A 24,760-nucleotide genomic window follows, 5' to 3' on the forward strand; every position below is an offset into this window, starting at 1 on the left:
GCCACGCCGCTTAAACCAGTTTGCGGCTGGCCACGATGCGGTAGTCGCCGCTGCTTTTCAGCGATTCCACCAGCACCAGTTCATCCGCCTGCCAGGCGATGGGCGCGAAGTCCTGGCTAGCCGGCGGCGGCGCCTGGCGCGCCAGGGTCACGTGCGGCGTAAAGCGGTCGTGCTCGAAGCGGGGCGCCAGCCCCTGTTGCGCCAGCGCGCGCATGCAGGCCGCGCGCAAGTCCAGCAGGGCCGGCGAGGGCTGCGCCAGGGCGGCCCAGGCCAGCGCCAGCTGCGTGAAGTGGCTGGCGTGGTCGAACAGCAAGGGCATGGGACGCGCCGGCAATTGTGCCAGGATAGCCAGCAGGGCCGGCAGGTCGCTGGCCGGGTGCTGGCCCAGGAAGGCCAGGGTCAGGTGCAGCTTGTCCACGCGCACGGGTTTGCCTTGCAGGCGCGCCTGCCAGGCGGCCAGCGCCGCGCGCGTGGCCGCGTCGGGCCACAGCGCGTAAAACAGGCGGGGGCAATGGGTATCGGGCGACAAGTTTTTCCTATCGTTGCGGCGGTTTGCTATGATTGGTGTTCCCTGCCCACTCGCATTGGCAGGGATCTCACCGAAACTCACTGAAAGAATACATCATGACGCGTAGCTCCGTTTTGTTTGCCCTGATCTGCTCCGTCGCCGCGTCGCTGGCGCAGGCACAGGCGCCAGCGCCTGTTCCCGCCTCGGCCGTCTCGCTGAGCCCTGGCCCTGTCGCCGATAAATTGATTCTGATCGACAACAAGGTCGGCACGGGCAAGGAAGCGTCCGCCGGCAGCAATGTCACCGTGCACTACACGGGCTGGCTGTATCGTCCCCTGGCGAAAGATTCGCGCGGCAAGAAGTTCGACAGCTCCGTGGGCCGTGGCCCGTTCGACTTCCCGCTGGGCAAGGGCATGGTCATCAAGGGCTGGGACCAGGGCGTGGCTGGCATGAAAGTGGGCGGCAAGCGCACCCTGATCATTCCAGGCGAACTGGCTTACGGTCCGCGCGGCGCCGGCAATGGCGACATTCCGCCGAACTCGGCACTGATCTTCGACGTGGAACTGCTGGACGTTAAGTAATTGTTCAGTTTGGCGGCGGCGCATGCTCGCGCTGCCGCCAAAACGCGGTAGACTGGATTCTTCTGTAATTGCTGTGGAGACTCCCATGAACATCGCCAACGACGTCACTGAACTGATCGGCAACACCCCCCTGGTGCGCATCAACCGCATCGCCGCCGGCAGTGTGGCCACCATCCTCGCCAAACTCGAATTCTACAATCCCGCGCACAGCGTCAAGGATCGCATCGGCCTGTCCATGATCGTCGCCGCCGAAGCGGCGGGCAAGATCCATCCCGATACCGTCATCGTCGAGCCCACCAGCGGCAACACGGGCATTGCGCTGGCCATGGTCTGCGCCGCGCGCGGCTACCGCTGTACCCTCGTCATGCCCGACACCATGAGCCGTGAACGGCGCATCCTGCTGCGCGCCTACGGCGCCGAGCTGGTCCTGACGCCGGGCAGCGAAGGCATGCTGGGCGCCATCCGCAAGGCCGAGGAAATGGTGGCGGCCGACCCGCGCTATCTGATGTTGCAGCAATTTAATAATCCCGCCAATCCCGCCATCCACCGCGCCACGACGGCCGAGGAAATCTGGCGCGATACGGATGGGCAAGTCGACATCGTCGTCGCCGGCGTAGGCACGGGCGGCACGATTACCGGCATCGGCGAAGTGCTGAAGGAACGCAAGCCCGGCCTGCAAATGATTGCCGTGGAACCGGAAGCGTCGCCGATGCTGTCGAAGGGTACCAAGGGGCCGCATCCGATCCAGGGCATCGGCGCCGGTTTCGTGCCGCAGATACTGAACACGACCATCTACGACGAAATCATTTGCGTCAAGAACGACGACGCCTTCGCCACGGCGCGCCTGGCCGCCAGCGATGAAGGCTTGCTGGTCGGCATCTCGTCGGGCGCCGCCCTGTGGGCCGCCCTGCAAGTGGCGCGCCGCCCGGAAAACGCGGGCAAGACCATCGTCACCATCATCCCGTCGTTCGGCGAACGCTACCTGAGCACGGCCTTGTACGCTGGACTCGGCGATTGATTTTTATTAAGCAGCAGCGGCAGGTCTATCCCTTCCGCCAGCGCCCGGTTGCCCGCATCGCCCGGGTGCAGATGGTCGCCCGAGTCGTAGGCGGGCAGCAGGCGCAGCGGATGGGCGGGGTCGCGCGCCAGTGCGTCGAAGTCGAGCACGGCGTCAAACAGGCCGCTGGCGCGTATCCACGCGTTCAGTTGCTGGCGCAGCGCATCTTTTTCTTTTTGATAATAGTCGCTCAAGGGCGTGCCGGGCAGGGCGCCTTCGAACGGCATCACAGTGGCGCCGATGACGCGCACGCCGCGGCTGCGCGCCTGGGCCACCAGCTGCGCGTAGCCGCAGCTTAATTCTTCCAGTGTCGGTCTTTGTGCCCGAGGCGCGAACGCCGTGCCGGGCCAGCTGATGTCATTGATCCCCAACAAGACGACCACCGTGCGCACGCCGGGCTGCGCCAGCACGTCGCGCTCGAAGCGGGCCAGGGCGTTCTCACCCATGCCGTCGGACAACAGCCGTCCGCCGGAAATGCCCGCATTGATCACGGCCACGCCGTGCGGCGCCAGGCGTTCGGCCAGGAAATCGGGCCAGCGCGCATCGATCCCCAGGCTGGCGCTGGCGCCATCGGTGATCGAGTCGCCGAGGATGGCCACCGCTTGCGCCCCCGGCGCCGCCTCCACCTCGATGGCACTGAGCAAGAGGCGCGCCGTGGTGGTCTGCACGCCGGGCGCGTCATCGATGCGGAGGGAGCGCGTCTGGTCCTGCGGCGCGATCCACGCCGTCTCGCGGCCATCCCAGTGAAACGTGGCAGTCGCGCTGGGCTGCGGCAGGTGGACGCTCACCGTCAGGCGCGCCAGGTCCGGCACGGACAGGTTGATGGGGTCGCTGACGAGCGGCGCGCCCGGTGCCATGGTGGCCGCCGGCTGGCCGGAAAACGTCAGCGTGCGCAGGCTGCCCGCTGCGATGGCCGAACCGGAAGCGGCCAGGGCCACGGTGGCCGCGCCGATGCGCAGCGGCACCTTGCCGTAGGCATTCGACAGCACGATGCGCACGCGCGGGCCGCCCACGCTGAGGCGCGCCACCTGGCGCACGGTCTGTCCGTGCAGCACGGCGGGCACGTTGGCGGGAAGCACAAAGTCGCTGCCCCACACGGCTTGCGGACTGGCCGTCCAGCTGGCCAGCCAAGTGGAGACGGGGGCTGGTGCAGGTTCGGCGTTGGCGGCCTGGAGCGGGCTGGCGCTGAATGCCAGGCTCAGCAGGGCGGCGGGGAGGAGGGAATGTCGTTGCATGGCGGCTCGCTTTATCAAGGGGAATGTGCGCATGATGAAAGCAAAGCCATTTATGTACTAGACTATCCCATCGAAGAACATTTATGAGTTGAATTCACAATGGCCAGACTGGAAGTGAACCGTTCCGGCGAACTGGAAGTGTTTGTGCGCGTGGTCGAACTGGGCGGCTTTTCCGCCGCCGCGCGCGCCTGCGGCATGACGCCGTCGGCCGTCAGCAAGCTCGTGTCTCGGCTGGAAGAGCGCCTGGGCGCGCGCCTGTTGAACCGCTCCACGCGCCAGCTGCAGCTGACGGCCGAAGGCTGCGGCCTGTATGAACGGGGGATGCAGGTGCTGGCGGCGCTGGACGAGGCCGAGCGCTGCGCGGGCGTGCAGGATGTGCCGCGCGGCAAGATCAGGGTGAATGCGAACGTGCCGTTCGGCCAGCATTTTTTGCTGCCGCTGGCGCCGCTGTTTCTCGAGCGCTATCCCGAGGTGACGCTCGACATCGTGCTGACCGATACCGTGGTCGATATCCTCGAGCAGCGCACGGACGTGGCCGTGCGGGCCGGTCCCCTGAAAAGCTCCAGCCTGCTGGCGCGCAAGCTGGGCCAGACGCGCATGGCGATCGTGGCGGCACCAAGCTACCTGGCGCGGCGCGGCACGCCGCGGGCGCCGGCCGAGCTGGCGTCGCACAATCTGCTCGACGCCAATTACGCGCGCGCCCGCTCGGGCTGGCCGCTGCGCCTGCCCGAGGGCGACCTCGTCGTGCCCGTCGTGGGCAATGCGCAGGCCAGCGATGGCGAAGCCTTGCGGCAACTGGTGCTGGCGGGGCTGGGCCTGGCGCGCCTGGCGGCGTTCCAGGTGCGCGCCGATATCGCGGCGGGCCGATTGCAGGCCGTGCTGGAAGCGTTCAACCCCGGCGACAGCGAAGACGTGCATGCCGTCTTCGTGGGGCAGGGCGGGCACGTGCCGCTGCGCGTGCGCGTTTTTCTCGACTTTCTGGCGCAGCATGTCGACCTGGCTTGATGCGATAGGCTGCAGGCGGACACGGCCGCGCAGTACAATATCGGACGGGCCGCAATGGTTCGGCCCGTATTGTGCCTTTGAATGGAAATATGTTCCTGGTAAAACCTGAACGCCGCCGCCTGCTGCAGGTGGGCGCAACCGTGGCTGTCATCGCGCTGGGCCTGGCCTCGCGCGCCTATCCCCAATTCCTCCCCGCCGCGCTCGGCAAGTATCCGGGCGACGCCCTGTGGGCCATGATGATCTTCTTTGCGCTGGGTATCTTCGCCACGCGCATGCGCACGTGGCAGCTGGCGCTGACTGCGCTGCTGATCTGCTTTGCCGTGGAATTCGGCCAGCTGGTCCAGACGCCCTGGCTCGTGGCGCTGCGCGCGCATCCGCTGGGGCATCTGGTGCTCGGTTCCACCTTCGGCTGGGGCGATTTGATCGCCTACACGGCGGGCGTGGCGATCGCGGCGCTGGTGGATAAAGCGGCGCTGTTCAAGCGCCGCTAGTCCCGGTTACTTGACGTTCCCTTCCGCATCGCGCAGTTCCACGGGCGCCAGTTTCAGCTTGCTCAACTGCTGCGCGATCTTCGCCTGGTCGCCCACGCCGATGACGATCAGCTTTTCCGGCTGCAGGTATTTTTTCGCCATCTGCTGCACCTGCTTGTCCGTCACACCCGCAAAGCGCTGCGGCAAGGTCGCGTAATAGTCGAGGCCCAGGCCGTAGACATAGGTGTTGGCCATGCTGGCGCTGATGCTGGCATTCGTCTCGAACTGGCCGGGCAGCGACAGCACCTGCGAATTGCGCGCATTCGACAATTCCTTGGCCGTCAAGGGTTTGGCGATCATGGCGCGGATTTCCTTGAAGGTTTCCGACACGGCCGCGCCCGTCACGTCGGTGCGCACGCCGGCCGCGATCGAGAACGGTCCCGGCTGGCTGCGGTACTGGAATTGCGAGCGCACGCCATAGGTGTAGCCCTTCTCTTCGCGCAGGTTATTGCTTAGCCGACTCGTAAACAAGCCGCCCAGCGCCGCGTTCATTACTTGCAGCGGCGCATAGTCGGGCGTCGCGCGGGCCACGGCGATGGTCGACAGGCGCACGGCCGTCTGCGGCGCGCCCGGCTTGTCGACGAGGATCAGCCTGGCTTTCGTCGTGGCCGGCGCCGCCGTCACGGACGGCGCCACCGCGCCCGCCTTCCAGCTGCCGAACTTGGCTTCGGCCAGTGCCTTCAATTGCGCCGCATCGATGTCGCCCGAGACGATCAGCGCCGCATTGTTGGGCACGTAATGCTGCTGCCAGAACGCCTGCAGGTCGGCGCGGCTGGTGGCTTTCAGGGCCGCTTCCGTGCCCAGCTGGATGGTGCCGTACGGATGTTGCGGGCCGTACAGGGCCGCCGCTTCCACGCGGGCCGCCACGGCCGCCGCGTTTTCGCGCTGCTGCGCCAGTTCGCCGATGCGGCTGGCGCGCTGGCGCTCCACTTCATCTTGCGGAAATTGCGGGTGCTGCACCACGTCGGCCAGCACGTCGAGCGCTTGCGGGAAGGTGGTTTTCAGCGACGTCAGCTGGGCGAACGAGGCGTCCGCGCCGGAACCCGTACCGAGGAAAGCGCCGAGTTGCGCCACGTCATCGGCGATCTGCGGCGCGCTGCGCGTACTGGTGCCTTCCTGCAGCAATTGCGCCGTGAAGCCCGACAAGCCCGGCTGCGCCAGCGGATTGGCGCCCGAACCGCTCTTGATGACCAGCTGGCTGGACACGAGCGGCACGGCCGGGTTGTAGTTGTGGATCACCGTCAAGCCATTGCTCAGGGTGAAGGAGGTCGCTTGCGGCAGCACGATCTTCGGCGCGGGACCGGCCTTCGGCACCGCGTTGCGCCATGGCTCGTCCGCATTGATGGCCGTGCCTGGCGCCGGCTTGACCTTGCCCGGCGCCGGCGTCGCCACTTCCGGACCCAGGTCCGGCTTGCCCGGTACGCCATAGACGACCACGCGCGCCTGGTTTTTCAGGTAGGTGTCGACGGCGCGCTGTACGCCGGCCGCCGTCACTTGGCGGTAGCGCTCGATATCCTTGCCCAGGTAGCCGGGGTCGCCCAGGTACTGGTTGTACTGGTTCATCATGTTGGCATTGCCGCCCACTTTTTCCACCTGGCTCAGCATGGCTGTTTCGATGCTGTTGCGGGCCCGTTCGATTTCCTTCTCGCTGGGCCCCTGGGCGCGCAATTGCTCCAGCTCCGCCTGCATGGCTTGCTCGATTTCCTCGGGCTGGTGGCCGGGGCGCGCCGTCACGTCGAGGGTAAAAACGGAGGTGAGGGCGTTCGAGCTCTGGTTGGCGCCCACGTCCTGCGCGATCTGCTTGTCGTACACCAGGGATTTATACAGGCGGCTGGACTTGCCGCCGGCCAGTATCTGCGCGGCCATCGACAGTTCCGCATCGTCCTTGGCATAGGCGGACGGCGTCAGCCAGGCCATGAAGACGCGCGGTAGCTCGACCCGGTCCTGCACCACGATGCGGCGCTCCTGCGTGATGGGCGGCGTCACGACGTCGGGCTTGGCCACGGCGGGGCCGCTCTTGAAGCTGCCGAAGTATTTGTTGACCAGCTCCTTGGTCTTGGCCTTGTCGATGTCGCCCGCGATCACCAGGCTGGCATTGTTGGGGCCATAGTATTTGGTGAAGAATTCCTTGATGTCGGCCAGTTTCGCGTTCTGGATGTCCGCGTGCGAACCGATGACGCTGGCGTAATACGGGTGGGTCTTCGGGAACAGCTGGTGGTACAGCGCTTCCTGCACGATGCCGTAGGGCGCGTTTTCCACGCTCTGACGGCGTTCGTTGCGCACCACGTCCTGCTGGTTCGTCAGCGCCGTCTGGTCGAGCACGTCGAGCAGATAGCCCATGCGGTCGGAATGGGCCCACAGGGCCAGTTCCAGCTGGTTCGACGGCACCGTGTCGAAATAATTGGTGCGGTCAAAATCCGTGCTGCCGTTCGAATCGGTGGCGCCCGCGCCTTCGAGCAATTGGTCGGCCATGCCGCGCGGCACGTGCTTGGTGGCGGCAAACATCATGTGCTCGAACAGATGGGCAAAGCCCGTCAGGCCCGGTGCTTCATTCGCCGGTCCCACGTGGTACCAGATGTTGACGGCCGTGACGGGCAATTTATGGTCTTCCACGAGAATCACGTCCAGGCCGTTCGGCAAGGTGTATTTTTCGTAGGCGACATTGGGCACGGCCGTGGCTGCCGTCGCGGCAGCGGCGCCGGCGGCGTGGGCGAGCGTGAGCGGGGCGCCGTACAGCGACAGCATCAGGGCGGGAATGGCCAGCAATTTGATCGGTTTCATGCATGCTTCCAGGCTAGGGTGGGGAAGACGCTGCGGCCCGCTCGTGGCTGGCCCAGCGCGATGGTGCTACGGTTGATACAGCAGGGCCGCGCCGCCCAGCACCAGCAGCGCGCAGGCGAGCGAGACGATGGCCGCCGCGCCCAGCAAACGCCATTCGCGCGGCGTAAAAAGGGGGGCAGGCCCGGGCGCTTGCGGCACCGGCCGGGCCATGGCGGGCGCTGCTTCGGCCGGCAAGCCGCCCGTGGCGCGCGCCTGCGCGGCCAGCGCCTGCGTGGCGGCGTCCAGCAGGGCCAGCTGGCGCTCGACGGTGTCCGCCAGCACCGCTTCGTTCAGCGCCACCAGGGCGAATATCGGGTCGTCGACGTCGACCTTGATGCCCGTCTTGTCGAACACGTGGCTGCGCAGTGTGTGCCGGTCCATCTACCACTGCACCTTGTCGAGCTGTTCGAAGATATCGCGGTAGACGACCTTGATGCGCTGCTTTTCCATGATGTTGAACTTGTCGTTCTGCAGCACTTCCTGCATCGTCAGGCGCGCCGTGTTCATTTTCTTGACGTCCGCGCCGAAGGTGTCGGGGTTGCGCTGGCTCAAGGTGATGCTGCCTTTCACGCGCGCGCGGTTATCGGCATACGATTGCGATTCGACGAATTGCTTGCCGGACGCCGATTGCAGCAGGCCGAAGTGTTCGTTTTGCCACAGCACCAGCGGCACCTTCGTCGCTTGGGCCGTCGCGACAAATCCCGTGGCCGTGTCGTGCAGGGTGTCGCCGCCGCCGACGATGGTGTGGATGTACACCTTGCGGCCCGATTCTTCCAGCAGCGAAAAACAGTCGTTTTCCAGCAGGTAGCCCATCAGCGGCGAAAACGTGTTCGCGCCATTGTCGATCACGCAGTTGCCGTCCGTGTCGAGGATATCGATCATCAGCGCGTCGAAGCGTTTCGGATCGATGTTGCGCGCATCCGTCATCACGGGCACATGCTTGACGTTCATCGCCTTGTAGCGCGAGAACGTGGCGTTTTCCTGATCGGTGTCGTAGCAGCGCAGCGGCGTGTCGTCCTTGCCGCCTATCCACTGGGCCAGCAGGGTCGAGACGAGGGTCTTGCCGATGCCGCCCTTGCCCTGCAGGATGAAATGTACCGTGTTTTGCATTGCGACTACTCCAAGTTGTTGCGTCAGTGACAATCAAAGATCCGTGACAGCGGCGCTGGCGCCCGGGCAGGCCACGACTGGCATTTTTACCACAATCCTTTGCAAAGATGCCATGCGCGCGCGCGAATCTGGTTATGATGTTAATCAGGATACCATTGATACAAAGCAAGTTTTGTGTGAAAAATGCACCCCAGAGTGTGAACGAGGACGCAGTGCCGATCTCCAGTCTCGATAAAGCCGACATTGACCGTTTGAATCAGCAAGCCCTGTCCTGTCTGATCGGCAACCGCCGCCAGGCACGCCGGCTGGCGCAGATGGCGCTGGCGGCGGCGCAACGGCAACAGTATGCGCGCGGCGGCGCATATGCGGAACTCAATCATTGCTGGCTGTCCTATTATGCGGGCGAAACGGAGCCGTCGTGCGAGCGCCTGCGCGACTATTTCAAGCAGACCTGCGACCTGGAAGGTGGCATGGAAGTGGCCGCCCTGCAGGGCGCGTATGCGAGCCGGCGCGGCGACTTCGCCGATGCCGAGCAGCATTTCCTGCAGGCGCGCAGCCAGGCCGCGCAGATCCCAGACTCGCTGCACAAGTTCATGCTGTACGCGCGTCTGGGCGTCGATGCCCTGAACCGTGGCGATACGCAGGACGGCCCGCGTAATTTCCTGCTGGCGCTCGACATTGCCGAGCGTTTCGGCAGTCCCGCGCACCGGGTCAACAGCCTGTCGAACCTGGCGTCGTCGCAGCATGACCTGGGCAACGATGAAGACGCCATCCCCCTGCTGGTCGAGGCGCTCGACATCATCGGCACGCAAAAGCTCAAATACCAGCAAACCATCGTTTCGGCCAACCTGGCCATGTGTTTATTAGCCACCGGCAAGCCGGCCGAGGCGCTGGCGCTGGTCGAGCCGTTTTACGAGTGGCCGGAAGAAGACCTGGCCGTGCGCGCCTTCCTGTTCTGCATCGCCGCCCATGCCGCCATCCTGCTGCGCCAGCCCGAGAAGGCCTTGCAATTGCTGCTGCGGGCCGAAGACTATGCGCGCCGGGGCCAGGACCTGGAGGAGCAGATGCATGCATGGCTGGTGCGCGGCAAGCTGGACCTGCACGCGGGCCAGACGGCGCAGGCGCTGGCGTCCCTGACGCAGGCGCACAGCCTGCTGAGCTGGACGCGCAATCCGTTTCACCAGCAACAGATCCTGCGCGGCCTGGCCGACATCAATGCCCAGCTGGGGGAATGGCAAACCGCGTACGGTTTCCTGCAGCAATTCCAGGCCGCGTACGAGGCCAGCAGCAAGTCGGCGCGCGCCTCGCGCAGCCTGATGCGCAATCTGGAAAAGGAAATGCACAGCCTGAAGGCCGAGCGCGACAAGGCGCTGGAGCTGCAGGCGGCGCGCGAATCGGAAAACGTCAAGCTCGAGCACCTGAACCGCGAACTGGCGCACCAGATCCTGCACGTCAATTCCTTGCAGGACAGCCTGAAGGAGCAGGCCATGCGCGACCACCTGACGGGCTTGTACAACCGCCGCCATTTCGAAACCTGCCTCAATGCCATCTTGCACGAGGCCGACGCGGATGCGCCCGTGGCCATCGCCATCATCGACCTGGATTTCTTCAAGCGCGTCAACGACACCTACGGGCATAATTTTGGCGACGAAGTGCTGATCCAGTTCGCGCGCCTGGTGGAAGGCCAGCTGCGCGGCAGCGACATGGTGTGCCGCTATGGCGGCGAGGAATTCTGCCTGCTGTTGCGCGAAGCCGACAGCCTCATCGCCGCGCACAAGATCGATGATATCGCCGCGCGCTACCGCCAGCTGCTGATCCAGCAGGCGCCGCACAGCTTGACGGGCTGCACCTTTTCAGCCGGCATTGCCGAATATCCGCGCCACGGCGCCGGCCGCCATGAATTGCTGATGCGCGCCGACAGCGCCCTGTACGCGGCCAAGCAGGCGGGCCGCGACCGCGCCTGCATCGCCGGCGCTACTGAATAAAACGCAGCAGTTCCCGCAAGGCGTGCGCCACCGCCTGCTCGCGCACGGCTTGCCGGTCGCCCGCGAACACCAGCCGCTGCGTCTGCACGCGCCCGTCCATGGCCCAGCCGAAGCAGACGGTGCCGACGGGCTTGCCCGGCACGCCGCCTGTGGGGCCGGCGATGCCCGTGGTCGAGACGGCCACCTGGGCTTCGCTGTGGGCCAGGGTGCCTTGCGCCATGGCGGCCGCCACTTCCTCGCTGACGGCGCCGTGTGCGGCGATCAGTTCGGCGGGCACGCCCAGCATGCTGGTCTTGGCCCCGTTGGAATAGGTGACGAAGCCCCGTTCGAACCAGGCGCTCGAGCCCGAGATGTCGGTGACGGCCTGCGCCACGCCGCCGCCCGTGCACGATTCGGCCGTGGCCAGCAGCAGGCCTTTCGCCTGCAAGGCCAGGCCGACGGCGGTGGAGAGGGGGACGAGTTCCTTGCTCATGGATGGCTCCTGTGTGCGGTGAAAATGGTGGCAAGACTGTAGCATGGCCGACGGTAAAAGAAACTTTCCCCGGTCACAGCGAAAATGCGTACACTCTTTTATACATTTGCTACCACTTCGGGCCGGCAGGCGCTCTGTCGCTGCGCCACCCTGGTGCGCATCGCTCGAACAGGCAGGCGGCATGGTGCCGCGCCTTCATATGCATTATCTTTACTCGGTTGTCATGGCAATTCTGAACTGGACCTGGTGGCGTCATCCTGGCCCCCTGCGCCGCCCTGTGCGCGGCGCTGCTCGCCGCTCCCTGCGCTGGGGCTGGCTAATGCTGCTCCTGGGCGTGCTGTGCGCCGATGCGCGGGCGCAGGTGCCGGGGGAGCTGGAACGCCAGGTGAAGGCCGGATATCTGTACAAGTTTGCCGGCTATGTCGAGTGGCCCGACGGCAGCTTTGCCCGGCCCGACTCCCCGCTGGTGATCGGCGTGGCGGGCGCCGATGCGCTGGCCGAGCAGCTCGAACAGAGCGTGGCCGGGCACAGCGTCAACGGCCGCGCCGTGCAAGTGAAAAAAGTGCGCCGCGGCGACGCGCTGGCCGGGCTGCACGTGCTGTACCTGGGCGCGCTGGATAAAATGGCGCTGCAGGAAATGCTGGCCGCCAGCCGTGGCCTGGCGTTGCTGACGGTGTCCGATTCGGATGAGGTCTACGCGATGGGCAGCATGATCAATTTTGTGATGGCCGAAGACAAGGTGCGCTTCGACGTGGCGCTGAAACCCGTGGCGCAGGCGCATATCCGCATCAGCGCACGCATGCTGCTGGCCGCCTACCGCGTGCAGACGGGAGGCGCCTAGATGATACGACTGCGTTCCATCCGCCACAAGCTGATGTCGGTGGTCTTGCTGACCACCCTGGTGGCGCTCGTCATTTCGCTGGGCACCATCGTCGCCTACGACTTGCGCGCCTACCACCGCAATCTGGTGGCCGACATCAGTACCCAGGCCGAACTGCTCGGGCACATGAGTTCGGCCGCGCTGGCCTTCGACGACGAGCGCCTGGCGCTGGAAAACCTCAATCTGATGCGCATCCGCCCGCGCGTGACGGCCGGCGCCCTGTACAAGGCCGACGGCAGCCTGTTTGCCAGCTACCGCGCGAATGAACGCTTGGGCGAGCTGCCGGCGAAGGCGGGCAAGGAAGGCGTCAGCATCGCGGGCAAATCCGTCGAATTGTTCAAGCCCATCGTCGACAATGGCGAGCTGCTGGGCACCGTGTATCTGCGCGCCGATTACGAGCTGGCAGGCCGCACGGCCGATTACCTGGCCATCGCGCTGGGCGTGACGGTGCTGGCGCTGCTGGTGGCCTTGCTGCTGCTGCGCCGCCTCGATTTCGTCATCACGCAGCCCATCCTCGACATCGCCGACGTGGCGCGCGAAGTGATCGAGACGGGCGACTACTCGCGCCGCGCGCGCAAGCTCAGCGTCGACGAGGTGGCGCAGCTGGTCGATTCCTTCAACAAGATGCTGGCCGAGATCGAGCTGCGCACGCAGGCGCTGGAGCGCTCGAACGGCGAGCTGGCGCGCGAGGGCGAGCAGCGCACCCAGGCGCAGCAGGAAGTCATGCGCCTGAACCAGGAGCTGGAAGTACGCGTGCACGAGCGCACGATGCAGCTGGAAATGACGAATGGCGAACTGGCCATGGCGATGGAAGAGGCGCGCAGCGCCAACTATGCCAAGTCGGCGTTTTTGTCGTCGATGAGCCATGAATTGCGCACGCCGCTCAACGCCATCCTGGGCTTCGCGCAAATCCTCAGTTCCGACCGCCTGCCGTCGACCCTGGAGCAAAAGAAGGAGTTCGCCGGGCATATCCTGAAATCGGGGCGCCACCTGCTGACCTTGATCAATGAAATCCTCGACCTGGCGAAGGTGGAATCGGGCACCGTCAGCCTCTCGCTCGAACCGGTGGGCCTGGACGCCATCTTGCAGGAGTGCCGCGACATGATCGCGCCGCTGGCCAGCCAGCGCGGCATCGGCATGACCTTTCCCGACGCTTGCCCCCTGAACGTGCTGGCCGACCGCACGCGCCTCAAGCAGATTCTGTTGAACCTGCTGTCGAATGCGCTCAAGTACAACCGCGAGCAGGGACAGGTGGCCATCGATTGCGCGCCGCAGGCGGACGGACGGGTGCGCATCAGCGTGCGCGATACGGGCGTGGGCCTGGACGGCGAACAGGTGGCGCTGCTGTTCCAGCCCTTCAACCGGCTGGGGCAGGAGGGCGGCACGGAAGAAGGCAGCGGCATCGGCCTGGTGGTCACCAAGCGCCTGGTGGAGCTGATGGATGGCAGCATCGGCGTGAGCAGCGCGCCCGGCGAGGGCAGCACCTTCTGGATCGAGCTGCGCGTGGTCGACGCCTTGCCCGCACCCGACCTGCTGGCCTTGCCGCGGCCCGACCTGGCCGGGGCGCTGCTCGATCACAGCGCCCCCGTGACCTTGCTGTACGTGGAAGACAATCCCGCCAACCTGACCCTGGTCGAGGAAATCGTCCGCTACTGCCCGCAATTGCAGCTGCTGACGGCCACGGATGGCCGCCTGGGCGTGGAAATGGCGCGCACGCACCTGCCGCAGCTGATCCTGATGGACATCAATCTGCCGCACGTGAACGGCACGGAAGCGCTGAAGCTGCTGCGCGCCGATCCCCGCACGGCGCACATTCCCGTCATCGCCCTGACGGCCAACGCCATGCCGGGCGACGTCGAGCGCAGCATGGCGCTGGGCTTTTACCGCTACCTGACCAAGCCGATCAACCTCGATGAATTTACCGAGGCGATCAACAGCACCCTGGCCTATGTGGCGCAGCAGCGCCGGCAGAAGGGAACAGGCGCGCCATGATCAGCCAGGCCGATATCTATGCGGCGAAAATTCTCATCGTCGACGACCAGGACGTCAATTTGCGCCTGCTCGAGCATTTGCTGCAAAGCGGGGGCTACACGGCCATCAGCAGCACCCTCGACGCGCGCGCCGTGGCCGGCCTGCACCAGCGGCACCAGTTCGACCTGATCATCCTCGACCTGGTGATGCCCGGCATGAGCGGCTATGAGGTGATGGATGCCTTGCGTCCGCTGGAGCGGGAAGGCTATCTGCCCGTGCTGGTGATCGCCGCCGACCCGGACGCCAAACTGGCGGCGCTGGAAGCGGGCGCGCGCGACTTCATCAGCAAGCCCTTCGACGCGCTCGAAGTGCTCACGCGCATCCGCAACATGCTTGAAGTGCGGCTGCTGCACCGCGCCGCGCGCCACTACAACACCTTGCTCGAACGCACGGTGAGCCAGCGCACGGCCGAACTGCAGCGCTTTCGCGGCGCCATGGACGCCACCACGGACGCCATCTTCCTCGTCGACGTGCTGGGCATGACCCTGGTCGACGTCAACGACGGCGCGTGCCGCCTGCTCGGCTATGCGCGCGCCGAACTGCTGGCGCTGGCGCCCGGCAGCCTGCTGCCGTCGCCGCCGGCCCCGCCGCTGGCCGCGCTGCCGGGCGGCCCGGCCCACCTGGCCACGGAAGTGACGGAATGCGAACTGGTGCGGCGCGACCTGAGCCTGATACCCGTGGAGCTGGGCTGGCACTGGTATGCGCAGGCGCCTGTGATGGGCGGGCAGGCTGCGGGCGGCCTGCTGCTGATCGCCGTGGCGCGCGACATCAGCGAGCGGCGCCAGGCGCAGGAGCGCCTGAAGCACCTGGCCCATTACGATGGCTTGACGGGCCTGCCGAACCGCAGCCTGTTCTACCAGACCCTGGCCCAGGCCGTCGAACTGGCGCAGGAAAAAAGCTGGCGCATCGTGGTGCTGTTCATCGCGCTGGACCGTTTTAAAAGCATCAACGACACCCTGGGCGCGGCGCTGGGCGACGAACTGCTGCGCCAGTTCAGCAACCGCCTGGTCGAATGCGTGCGCCTGCGCGACACGGTGGGGCGCCTGGGCAACGACGAATTCGCGCTGATACTGACCATGAGCCGCAACCAGCAGGAAGCCGTGGCCGTGGCCAACCAGGTGCGCGAAGCCCTGCGCGCGCCGTTCGACTTGCGCGGCCACGCGGCCACCCTGACGGCCAGCATCGGCATCGCCATGTATCCGGACGACGCCACCGACCCGGAAACGCTGATCAAATACGCGAATACGGCCATGGGCGGCGCCAAGCAGGCGGGCCGCGACGGCTACCGTTTTTTCACGGCCGGCATGAACGTGCAGGTGCTGGCGCGCCTGGACCTGGAACTGGCGCTGCGCCATGCGCTCGAACACGAGCAGTTCATCCTGTATTACCAGCCGAAGGTGGATTTGCGCACGGGCCGCATCAGCGGCGTGGAAGCGCTGCTGCGATGGCGCCGCCCCGGCTACGGCCTGGTGGCGCCGGCCGAATTCGTGCCGGTGCTGGAAGACACGGGCCTGATCGTGCGCGTGGGCGCCTGGGTGATCCAGGCCGCCTGCCGCCAGATCGCCGAGTGGCGCGACAGCGAAGTGGGCCCCGTGCACGTGGCCGTGAACGTGTCGAGCCGCCAGTTTGCCGAAGGCGACCTGGAAGGCGAAGTGACGCGCGCGCTGACGCGGCACAACGTGGCGCCCGAGCTGCTGGAGCTGGAACTGACGGAAACGGCGCTGATGTCGAACGCCGAGCGCACCATCGTCGTGCTGGGAAAATTGAAGAAGATCGGCGTGAAGGTGGCCATCGACGATTTCGGCACCGGTTACTCGAGCCTCGCGTATCTGCAGCGCTTCCCCATCGACAAGCTGAAAATCGACATCGCCTTCGTGCGCAACATCACCAGCAACCCGAACGACGCGGCCATCGCGCTGGCCATCGTCAGCATGGCGCACAGCCTGAAACTGAGCGTGGTGGCCGAGGGCGTGGAATCGCGCCCGCAGCTCGAATACCTGCGGCGCAACCGCTGCGACGAGATCCAGGGCTTTTATTTCAGCCGCGCCCTGCCGGCGCTGGAACTGGGGCAGATGATCGCCGCGGGCGCCGGCCTGCCGCCCGGCCACGACCCGGCCGCCCAGCCGGCGCAAACCCTGCTCATCGTCGACGACGACGTCAACGTGCTGTCGTCGCTGCACCGCCTGTTCCGTCCCGAGGGCTACCAGATCCTCACGGCCAGCACGCCGGCCGAAGGGTTTGAAATGCTGGCCCTGCACCGGGTGCACGTCATCGTCTGCGATCAGCGCATGCCCAGCATGAGCGGCACGGAATTCCTCAGCAAAGTAAAAGAGCTGTACCCGGAAACCATCCGCATCATCCTGTCCGGCTACACGGGCCTGGAAGCGGTGCTCGACTCGATCAACCGGGGCGCCATCTACCGTTTTTACACGAAGCCGTGGGACGACACCCAGCTGCGCGACAACATCCGCCTGGCCTTCCAGCACTACTGGATGGTGAACCAGCCGGGGCTGGCGCGCGTGGCGGTACGCTAGCTCAGTCGCTGAAGTGGTCGAACGAGCTCAGTTGTAAATCCAGCGGCTGTCCGGCCGCATCCACCAGCCGCAAGCCTGCATGCGTCTCGATGCGGCCCACGCGCGTGGCGGGCGTGCCGCAGCTGATCGCCAGTGCGGCGATGGCGTCGCGCGACGATGCGGGCGCCGTGAAGCACAGTTCATAGTCGTCGCCGCCGGCGGCCGTGTAGCGGCGGCGCAGGCCTGTTTCCTGCCGCGCCAGCACGGGGCCGGCCGGCAGGGCGTCGACGTCGAGCGTGGCGCCCACGCGCGACGCTTTCAAGATGTGACCGAGGTCGCCGACCAGGCCGTCCGAAATGTCAATGGCGGCATGCGCGAGGCCCGCTTCGGCCAGCGCGCAACCGAGCGTCACGCGCGGCGTCGGTGTGTGCATGCGCGCGCCTGCAGTGGCCAGGTCGGCTGGCGATAATTCCTGTTCCATGCGGTAGCCGGCCAGTGCCAGGCGCGCGTCGCCCAGGGTGCCGCTGACCCAGATGTCGTCGCCCGCCACGGCCGCGCTGCGGCGCAGGGCCTGGCCCGGCGCCAGTTCGCCAAACACGGTGATGCAGATATTTAAGGGGCCCTTGGTGGTGTCGCCGCCGATGAGTTCGCAATCAAAGGCGTCGGCCAGCGCGAACAGGCCGTCGGCAAAGCCGGCCAGCCAGGCGCGTTCCGCTTGCGGCAGCGCCAGGGCCAAGGTAAATGCCACGGGGCGCGCGCCCATGGCGGCCAGGTCGGACAGATTCACGGCCAGGCTTTTGTGGCCGAGCATGCGGGCGTCGGCGCCGGCAAAGAAGTGCCGGTCCTCGACCAGCATGTCCGAGGAGATGGCGATCTGCTTGCCGGCCGCTGGCGTCATCAGCGCGCAATCGTCGCCGATGCCCAGGGTAGCGCGGCCGGGGCGCTGGCGCACGAAATAGTGTTTGATCAGGTCGAATTCGGAAAGCGCGTCGTGTGGGGCCATGGCGTGGTCTGTTCGTTGAGTGATGGTGTGGCCCGGCTATTATAGGCTGGCCTACAATACAGGCCTTTGTCACTGCCGAGCAACTTGCCATGCCCCTTTCCGATATCCACGACTTACTGCAATCCTGGCTCGACCACGGCTGGTTGTGCGACCCGCAAGCCGTCGGCTTGGCTACCTTCGAGGCGCAGGAGCTGGTGGCGCGCGGCTTCGACGCCATCAGCGACGGCGGCCAGCTGTGCCTGTACGAGGACGAGCGCCTGTTCCGCCGGGGCAAGCGGCCCGTGCAGGCGTCGTTCAAGGCGTATCTGCAGCGCGGCCAGCTGGGCGCGAATGGCCTGGACCTCGGTTACCAGGTGCACCTGGCCGGTTTCCTGCGCGCGGCGCGGCAGCCTTTGCCCGCGTTTCGCGTGCTGCTGGAACAGGGCGGCCGCAGCGGTGCCCTGCTGTTCGACAGCGGCCTGGTGCTGCAGTTTGCCGCCAATTTGCGCGGCAAGCCCCGTCATTACTATCTGACCCTGGTCGAGGGGCACGTGGCCGACGCCGAGCTTGCGGACCGCGACAGCGATATCGACTTGCGCGCGGCCAGCGTGGGGCATGTCCAGGCCCTGTACGACAGCCGCGACCCTGCCGACCTGCAGCGCCTGGCCCGGCGCGGCAATGCAGCGCTGCGCGAGCTGGCGCAGCTGCTCGCTGCTTAGCCCTTCTTCGCCTGCGCCATGCCTTGCAGCAGCTTGGCCAGCAACTGGTCGAGCTGGCGCTGCTCGTCCGCGCTCAAGGCCGACAGCATGGCGCGCTCGTTCTCCACGTGCAGCAGCACCAGCTTTTCAATCAGTTCCAATCCCCTTTGTGTCAGGGCCACCAGCACGCCGCGCCGGTCCGTCGGGTGCTTCTGGCGTTCGATCAGGCAGGCCGCTTCCAGCCGGTCGATGCGGTTGGTCATGCCGCCCGAAGACAGCATGGCCGCCTCGTACAGGGCCGTCGGCGTCAGCGCATACGGCGCGCCCGAGCGGCGCAATGTCGCCAGCACGTCGAATTCGCCCGGCTGCAAGCCGTGTTCGGCGAACAGGGGATTGAGCCAGTCGCGCGCCATCAGCTGCGCCACCGTGCCCAGCTGTCCCACCAGCTGCATGGCGCGCGTATCCATCTGCGGCAGCTCGCGCTGCCATTGTGCGGCGGCAAATTGCGCGCGCGTGTGTTCTTGCGGGGTATCCGTCATGGTGTAGGCATTTATCTCGACATCAAGATAGATTTCTATCTTTATGTTAAGATACTTTTCATCAAGTGATTATGTCACGCATTAAACCATGTGCCTCCCTGCGAGGCAAGGACTACTCTGCCATGCCTGTTGAACGCCCCGTCTCTTCTCCGCTGCCCTCGTCCACCCTGCTGGTGGCCGCCATCATCCTGCTGGGCCTGAATTTGCGCCCCATCCTGGCCGCCATCGGCCCCTTGCTCGACAGCATCCAGGCCAGCACGGGCCTCAGCAATGCCGACGCGGGCTTGCTGACCACCGTGCCCGTGTTCGCCATGGGCGTGTGCGCGCTGGCGGGCGCCCAGCTGCAGCGCCGCCTGGGCGTGGCGCGCGGCATCAGCCTCGGCATCGCCATCATCGCCGCCGCCTGCGCCTTGCGCTGGCCCTTGCACGGCAGCGGCGGGCTGATCGCCACGGCGGCCCTGGGCGGCCTGGGCATCGCGCTGGTGCAGGCGCTGCTGCCGGCCTTCATCAAGCGCCATTTCCCCGAACGGGCGGGCCAGCTGATGGGCTTTTATACGACGGGCATCATGGGCGGCGCGGCCATCGCCGCCGCCTCCGCTTCGCCCTTGGCGCAAAGCTGGGGCTGGCAAGCGCTGCTGGCCCTGTGGGCGCTGCCCGCCGTGGCCGCCGCGCTGCTGTGGCGCCGCGCCGCCGCCTCGCGCGTGGAGGTGACCGGCGGCGCGGGCGCCAGCCTGCCCGTGGGCAGCCGCCGCGCCTGGCTGCTGATGGTGTTCTTTGGCATCGGCACGGGGGCGTACACGCTGGTGCTGGCCTGGCTGCCGCCGTTTTATACGGAACTGGGCTGGAGCGCGGCCGACAGCGGCTTGCTGCTCGGTGGCCTGACCCTGGTGGAAGTGCTGGCGGGACTGGTGATTTCCAGCATCATCCACCGCTTCCCCGACCGCCGCATCCTGTTATTGTCGGTCTTGCTGGCCGTGCTGGCCGGCCTGGCTTGCCTGATCGTGGCGCCCGCGCAGCTGGCCATTCCCGCCGTGATCCTGCTCGGCTGCGGCATCGGCGCGCTGTTCCCCCTGTCGCTGATCGTCAGCATGGACCACGTGCGTGACCCGGCGGGCGCCGGCGCCTTGCTCGGCTTTGTGCAGGGCGGCGGCTACATCATCGCCAGCAGCATGCCCTTCATCGCCGGGCTGATCCGCCAGCATTCGTCCAGCCTGGCCCAGGCGTGGATGGTGATGGCGGGGGGCGTGGTGCTGTTGCTGCTGATCGCCGTGCGCTTCGCGCCGGGGGCGCGGCTGGCCGGTGCGCGCTAGCGTGCGCCGGACGCGTATCCTGAACTGCTATATTGCGCCGACCCGTCAATTCAGGAGCCCGCCACGCATGGATATCGTCGACCACTATTTAACCGGCTTGCGCCAGGCCATGCCGCCGGAACCGCTGGCGGAGCTGGCGCTGGCCAGCGGCGCCAGCGCGGCGCAACTGGCCAGCTTGCGCCAGGCCTATCCGCTGTGCCCGGACAGCCTGCTGCGCCTGCTGGGCCAGTACAATGGCACCTATTACCAGGAGTATCCCGGCGGCATGGTGCTGGTGTACATGCTGGGCTCGGACGTGTTCGAGTACCCGTATTACCTGAGTTCCGTCGAACAGATCCTGGAAGACCGGCAAGCGAACCAGCGCAGCATCGCCGATATCTACGGCCATTACCTGGACGACGACCCCGGCATCGTCGATACCCGCATCGACGCGGGCATCCAACAGGGCCAGCGCCTGTGTTTTTCGCATTGCATGAACAATGGCGGCTCCTCGCGCCTGTATGTCGATTTCACGCCCGCGGCGTCGGGCAAGGTGGGGCAGGTCGTGCGCTTCCTGCACGATCCCGACAACTACCAGGTCATCGCCGACAGCTTCGACGCGTATCTGCAAATGCTGATCGATGACGGCTACGGCTTCCTGATCGATGACAATTTCGAATAACCGGGCCACGCCGCCGTCCCTGCTGCCTGCCAACCGCCGCATCGTGCTGTCCGGCGAGGATGCGCTGCGCATCCTGCGCGAGATCGAATTCCTGCTGCAGTCGCTGCAGCACATCGGCCGCCATTATTATCCCGACGGCGAAGATGACGGCGCCGATGTGCTGCGCCGCGCCCGGTATTGCGCGGAGACGACGCGCTTCATCGACGAGGAGCAAGCGACGACGCGCCTGGCCCTGATGCGGCGCATCCTGTCCGCCCCATTTGACACCAGCCTGGGTGACGACGACATGGACGATCTCGAGCGCGCCGTCGCCGCGCTGCCGCTGTGGCGTGCTCCCGGCGACTGATCATAAAAACTAATTGAAATCTAAAATTTGATAGTTTTTCCTGTTCAGGACGTTTGTGCCGCCGGACGGCCTTACAATGCTAGGTTATGCGTTTTCGTGATATCAGACTGTGGCTAGCGGAAAATACCTAGCTAATTGAAAGAATCGGTCTGATAAAATCCGGAACACCCGATCGACCAAACAGGAAGGCAGCACAGCATGGATTCGTCATCTGATAAAAAAGAAGAATTGCGTCAACAATTGCGCTTGGCCGCACTCGAGTATCACGAGTGCCCGCGCCCCGGCAAAATCAGCGTGACGCCGACCAAACAACTGACCAACCAGCGCGACCTGGCACTGGCCTACTCGCCAGGCGTGGCGGCACCGTGCGAAGAAATCGTCATCGATCCGGCGAATGCCTATAAATACACGGCGCGCGGCAACCTGGTGGCCGTCATCACCAACGGCACGGCCGTGCTGGGACTGGGCAATATCGGCCCGCTGGCCGCCAAGCCGGTGATGGAAGGCAAGGGCGTGCTGTTCAAGAAATTCGCCGGCATCGACGTCTTCGACATCGAAATCAACGAATCGGATCCCGATAAACTGGTCGACATCATCGCGTCGCTGGAACCGACCTTCGGCGGCGTGAACCTGGAAGACATCAAGGCGCCCGAGTGCTTCTACATCGAGCGCCAGCTGCGCGACCGCATGAAGATTCCCGTCTTCCATGACGACCAGCACGGCACCGCCATCATCGTCGGCGCGGCCATCCTGAACGGCCTGAAAGCCGTCGGCAAGAAGATCGAGGACTGCAAGCTGGTCGTGTCGGGCGCGGGCGCTGCGGCGCTGGCCTGCCTGGACCTGATCGTCGACCTGGGCTTCCCCCTGAAAAACATCTACGTCACCGATCTGGCTGGCGTGGTCTACAAGGGCCGCGCGGAACTGATGGATCCGGACAAGGAACGCTTCGCGCAAGACACGCCGCTGCGCACCCTGGGCGAAGTCATCCCGGACGCCGACATCTTCCTCGGCGTGTCCGCCGCCGGCGTGCTGAAACAGGACATGGTGCGCAAGATGGCGCCGAACCCGCTGATCCTGGCGCTGGCCAACCCGAATCCGGAAATCCTGCCGGAAGAAGTCAAGGCCGTGCGCAGCGACGCCATCATCGCCACGGGCCGGTCGGACTATCCGAACCAGGTCAACAACGTGCTGTGCTTCCCCTACATCTTCCGCGGCGCCCTCGATTGCGGCGCGACGACGATCACGCGCGAGATGGAAATCGCCGTCGTGCACGCGATCGCCGATCTGGCGCACGCCGAGCAGTCCGACATCGTGGCCACTACCTACGGCATCAGCAACCTGTCGTTCGGTCCTGAATACCTGATCCCGATGCCCTTCGATCCGCGTTTGCTGATCAAGATCGCGCCGGCCGTGGCCAAGGCAGCCGAGGATTCCGGCGTCGCCACGCGTCCGATCAAGGACTTGCAGGCGTACGCGGACAGCCTGCAGCAATTCGTCTACCGCAGCGGCACCTTCATGAAGCCGCTGTTCCTGATGGCCAAATCCACGCCGGCCGAACTCAAGCGCATCGTCTACGCCGAAGGCGAAGAAGAGCGCGTGCTGCGCGCCGTGCAAGTGGTGGTCGATGAAAAACTGGCGCGTCCCATCCTGGTGGGCCGTCCGCCCGTGCTCGAAGCGCGCATCCAGAAGTTCGGCCTGCGCCTCAAGCAAGGCGTCGATTTCGACGTCATCAACCCGGACTTCGACGAGCGCTATCGCGATTACTGGAACACGTACTACGCGATGACCAGCCGCAAGGGCGTCACCGAGGAATACGCGAAGCTGGAAATGCGCCGCCGCCACACCCTGATCGGCTCGATGATGATCCACAAGGGCGATGCCGACGGCATGATCTGCGGCACCTTCGGCACCACCCAGCTGCACCTGAAATACATCGACCAGGTGCTGGGCAAGCGCGCCGGCAGCAATGTCTACGCCGCCATGAACGTCTTGATCATGCCGGAACGCCAGCTGGTGATGGTCGACACGCACGTCAATGAAAACCCGGACGCCGAGCAGCTGGCCGAGATCACCATCATGGCCGCCGAAGAGATGACCCGTTTCGGCCTGTCGCCGCGCGCGGCCCTGCTGTCGCACTCGAACTTCGGTTCCAGCGACAGCGCCTCGGCGCAAAAGATGCGCGCCGCCCTGGCCATCGTCAAGGAACGCGCGCCGGACCTGGAAATCGACGGCGAAATGCACGGCGATACGGCCCTCGACAGCAAGCTGCGTCAAAAACTCATGCCGAATTCGGCACTGAAGAACGACGCCAACCTGCTCGTCATGCCGAACATCGAGTCGGCCAACATCGCCTACAACCTGGTGAAGACGGCGGCCGGCAACGGCATCGCCGTGGGTCCGATCCTGCTCGGCTGCGCCAAGCCCGTGCACATCCTGACGCCATCGGCCACCGTGCGCCGCATCGTCAACATGACGGCCTTGTGCGTGGTCGACGCAGTGGCCCAGCGTAAGGTCTAAGCGTTAGCTGCACATGAAAAGCCGCCCCATCCGCAAGGAGGGGCGGCTTTTTTACGTCGGTTGCACGGGCAGGGCCGTGGCGGCCGGATGGCGGCGCAGGTAATAGTGGCGGTACAGCATGATCTCGCCCCATACCAGCAGCAGCGCGACCAGCGCGAACAGGCCCAGCGTGATCTTGAGCGAATTGAAATACGCGCCGGCCTGGCGCTTGATGGCGTCGACGAAAATCATCGGCACTGACTTGTCGAGTTTGCTGAAGTCGGCCTGGCGCGCCACGTCGGTGGTCAGGCGCACGGCCAGGTCGGTGCCCAGCGCGGCCAGCTCGCCCGTCGCCTGGCCACGGAAGTTGGCGCCCTTGAGCGCTTCGCCGAGCAGGCCGACCCTGGCGATCAGCTGTTCCTGCAGCACTTGCGTCAGCAGCACGCTGCCGCGGCGCAGGATGAATTCATTGATCCAGTGCGCCTTGCTGCGTTCCCAGTAGCTGCTGGACGTGGGCTGGTAATACATGCCTTGCACGTAGGGTTCGAGCAGGCTGCGCACGCTGATGGGCTGGCCCGGGGCGATCAGCTTGACCTGCTGCTCCAGGTAGACGCGCAGCGCCGGCATCTGCGCTTCGACCACCGGCTGCAGGTCGTGCTCGAGGGCCTGATTGACCATGCGGTGTGCGCTGTGCACGGCGCCAAACCCGCCGCCGAGGAGCGGCAGCGCGAGCAGGATCAACACATAGCTGAGCTTGGCGGCCACATGCCAGGCGCGCGGACGGCGCACGAGCAGGCATTTTCTGGCCAGCTGGTAGCAGATGCCGAGCGCCAGCACAAAGCCGAGCATGCCATACAGCAGCATCGATGGCAGGGCGGTCCACAGCAGTTCACTGCCGAACGGCGCCAGGCTGCTGCCCCAATTGATCATTTGTTGCTTCATCTACATTGCCTTGATATGGAAAATCAGGCAAGTATAGCCATTGTGCAACAGAACGTGGC

22 protein-coding genes are annotated in these 24,760 nt (G+C 65.6%); 13 read left to right on the forward strand and 9 right to left on the reverse strand.

What is annotated here, in order from left to right; translation table 11 throughout:
* Positions 1-10 precede the first annotated feature (10 nt).
* Positions 11-529: an RNA 2',3'-cyclic phosphodiesterase gene (gene thpR / locus AC1RBA_RS20545; protein WP_492419699.1), complete on the reverse strand. Its 519-nt coding sequence runs from the start codon at positions 527-529 to the stop codon at positions 11-13.
* Between the two features lie 95 nt (positions 530-624).
* Between thpR and AC1RBA_RS20550 the strand changes: the two genes are divergently transcribed.
* Positions 625-1,089: an FKBP-type peptidyl-prolyl cis-trans isomerase gene (locus tag AC1RBA_RS20550; RefSeq protein ID WP_034780576.1), complete on the forward strand. Its 465-nt coding sequence runs from the start codon at positions 625-627 to the stop codon at positions 1,087-1,089.
* Positions 1,090-1,174: 85 nt separating this feature from the next.
* Positions 1,175-2,107, forward strand: coding sequence for a cysteine synthase A (cysK, locus tag AC1RBA_RS20555; protein ID WP_492419700.1), 933 nt, complete (start codon positions 1,175-1,177; stop codon positions 2,105-2,107).
* Here the strand turns inward: cysK and AC1RBA_RS20560 are convergent.
* The gene (locus AC1RBA_RS20560) at positions 2,068-3,381 is read right to left on the reverse strand and encodes an SGNH/GDSL hydrolase family protein (protein WP_492419701.1); all 1,314 of its coding nucleotides are present in this window, start codon (positions 3,379-3,381) and stop codon (positions 2,068-2,070) included. The genes cysK and AC1RBA_RS20560 overlap by 40 nt on opposite strands.
* Positions 3,382-3,480: 99 nt before the next feature.
* Between AC1RBA_RS20560 and AC1RBA_RS20565 the strand changes: the two genes are divergently transcribed.
* On the forward strand, positions 3,481-4,386 hold the full coding sequence (locus tag AC1RBA_RS20565; RefSeq protein WP_492419702.1) for a LysR family transcriptional regulator: 906 nt from the start codon (positions 3,481-3,483) through the stop codon (positions 4,384-4,386).
* An 89-nt stretch (positions 4,387-4,475) separates the two neighbouring features.
* Positions 4,476-4,877, forward strand: coding sequence for a ribosomal maturation YjgA family protein (locus tag AC1RBA_RS20570; protein WP_492419703.1), 402 nt, complete (start codon positions 4,476-4,478; stop codon positions 4,875-4,877).
* 6 nt (positions 4,878-4,883) lie between these two features.
* Here AC1RBA_RS20570 and AC1RBA_RS20575 read toward each other — a convergent pair whose 3' ends face one another.
* The 3 genes from AC1RBA_RS20575 to AC1RBA_RS20585 form a co-directional block, all read right to left on the reverse strand.
* On the reverse strand, positions 4,884-7,697 hold the full coding sequence (locus AC1RBA_RS20575; protein WP_492419704.1) for a M16 family metallopeptidase: 2,814 nt from the start codon (positions 7,695-7,697) through the stop codon (positions 4,884-4,886).
* 66 nt (positions 7,698-7,763) lie between these two features.
* Positions 7,764-8,117 carry a hypothetical protein gene (locus AC1RBA_RS20580; protein WP_492419705.1) on the reverse strand — a complete coding sequence of 118 codons (354 nt, stop codon included), beginning with the start codon at positions 8,115-8,117 and terminating at the stop codon, positions 7,764-7,766.
* On the reverse strand, positions 8,118-8,846 hold the full coding sequence (locus AC1RBA_RS20585) for a P-loop NTPase family protein (RefSeq protein ID WP_070220320.1): 729 nt from the start codon (positions 8,844-8,846) through the stop codon (positions 8,118-8,120).
* A 212-nt stretch (positions 8,847-9,058) separates the two neighbouring features.
* Here AC1RBA_RS20585 and AC1RBA_RS20590 point away from each other — a divergent pair, with 212 nt between their 5' ends.
* Positions 9,059-10,831, forward strand: a complete 1,773-nt coding sequence (locus AC1RBA_RS20590) for a GGDEF domain-containing protein (protein ID WP_492419706.1) — start codon at positions 9,059-9,061, stop codon at positions 10,829-10,831.
* On the opposite strand, the gene AC1RBA_RS20595 is transcribed toward AC1RBA_RS20590, so the two are convergent.
* Positions 10,821-11,303, reverse strand: coding sequence for a CinA family protein (locus tag AC1RBA_RS20595; protein WP_230501887.1), 483 nt, complete (start codon positions 11,301-11,303; stop codon positions 10,821-10,823). The genes AC1RBA_RS20590 and AC1RBA_RS20595 overlap by 11 nt on opposite strands.
* Positions 11,304-11,526: 223 nt before the next feature.
* On the opposite strand from AC1RBA_RS20595, the gene AC1RBA_RS20600 reads away from it, so the two are divergent.
* From AC1RBA_RS20600 to AC1RBA_RS20610, 3 genes are read left to right on the forward strand one after another with little or no spacing between them, the layout of a single operon-like run.
* Entirely contained in the window at positions 11,527-12,144 is a 618-nt protein-coding gene (locus AC1RBA_RS20600) for a TOL_0243 family YfiR-like periplasmic protein (protein ID WP_162995783.1), read from the forward strand.
* A complete protein-coding gene (locus AC1RBA_RS20605; protein ID WP_070220315.1) occupies positions 12,145-14,175 on the forward strand; it encodes a sensor histidine kinase, YfiR-like protein-associated in 2,031 nt (676 codons plus the stop codon).
* Positions 14,172-16,748 (forward strand): EAL domain-containing protein, encoded by a 2,577-nt coding sequence (locus AC1RBA_RS20610; protein ID WP_070290933.1) that lies wholly within the window; start codon positions 14,172-14,174, stop codon positions 16,746-16,748. The genes AC1RBA_RS20605 and AC1RBA_RS20610 overlap by 4 nt, the downstream gene beginning before the upstream one ends.
* A gap of 1 nt (position 16,749) precedes the next feature.
* On the opposite strand, the gene thiL is transcribed toward AC1RBA_RS20610, so the two are convergent.
* A complete protein-coding gene (thiL, locus tag AC1RBA_RS20615) occupies positions 16,750-17,730 on the reverse strand; it encodes a thiamine-phosphate kinase (RefSeq protein ID WP_492419707.1) in 981 nt (326 codons plus the stop codon).
* An 89-nt stretch (positions 17,731-17,819) separates the two neighbouring features.
* Between thiL and AC1RBA_RS20620 the strand changes: the two genes are divergently transcribed.
* Positions 17,820-18,428, forward strand: a complete 609-nt coding sequence (locus AC1RBA_RS20620; RefSeq protein WP_492419708.1) for a hypothetical protein — start codon at positions 17,820-17,822, stop codon at positions 18,426-18,428.
* On the opposite strand, the gene AC1RBA_RS20625 is transcribed toward AC1RBA_RS20620, so the two are convergent.
* Positions 18,425-18,946 carry a MarR family winged helix-turn-helix transcriptional regulator gene (locus tag AC1RBA_RS20625; protein ID WP_492419709.1) on the reverse strand — a complete coding sequence of 174 codons (522 nt, stop codon included), beginning with the start codon at positions 18,944-18,946 and terminating at the stop codon, positions 18,425-18,427. The genes AC1RBA_RS20620 and AC1RBA_RS20625 overlap by 4 nt on opposite strands.
* A 122-nt stretch (positions 18,947-19,068) precedes the next feature.
* On the opposite strand from AC1RBA_RS20625, the gene AC1RBA_RS20630 reads away from it, so the two are divergent.
* From AC1RBA_RS20630 to AC1RBA_RS20645, 4 genes are all read left to right on the forward strand, one after another.
* Positions 19,069-20,256 (forward strand): MFS transporter, encoded by a 1,188-nt coding sequence (locus AC1RBA_RS20630; RefSeq protein ID WP_070220310.1) that lies wholly within the window; start codon positions 19,069-19,071, stop codon positions 20,254-20,256.
* Positions 20,257-20,323: 67 nt separating this feature from the next.
* Positions 20,324-20,917 carry an SMI1/KNR4 family protein gene (locus tag AC1RBA_RS20635; protein WP_492419710.1) on the forward strand — a complete coding sequence of 198 codons (594 nt, stop codon included), beginning with the start codon at positions 20,324-20,326 and terminating at the stop codon, positions 20,915-20,917.
* The gene (locus tag AC1RBA_RS20640; protein ID WP_492419711.1) at positions 20,901-21,263 is read left to right on the forward strand and encodes a hypothetical protein; all 363 of its coding nucleotides are present in this window, start codon (positions 20,901-20,903) and stop codon (positions 21,261-21,263) included. The genes AC1RBA_RS20635 and AC1RBA_RS20640 overlap by 17 nt, the downstream gene beginning before the upstream one ends.
* 198 nt (positions 21,264-21,461) lie before the next feature.
* Complete coding sequence (locus AC1RBA_RS20645) at positions 21,462-23,780, forward strand: NADP-dependent malic enzyme (protein ID WP_492419712.1); 2,319 nt, start codon at positions 21,462-21,464, stop codon at positions 23,778-23,780.
* Positions 23,781-23,831: 51 nt separating this feature from the next.
* On the opposite strand, the gene AC1RBA_RS20650 is transcribed toward AC1RBA_RS20645, so the two are convergent.
* Positions 23,832-24,701, reverse strand: coding sequence for a hypothetical protein (locus AC1RBA_RS20650; RefSeq protein WP_492419713.1), 870 nt, complete (start codon positions 24,699-24,701; stop codon positions 23,832-23,834).
* Between the last annotated feature and the right edge of the window lie 59 nt (positions 24,702-24,760).

It is taken from the genome of Janthinobacterium sp. GW823-FHT03B06, assembly GCF_058796955.1.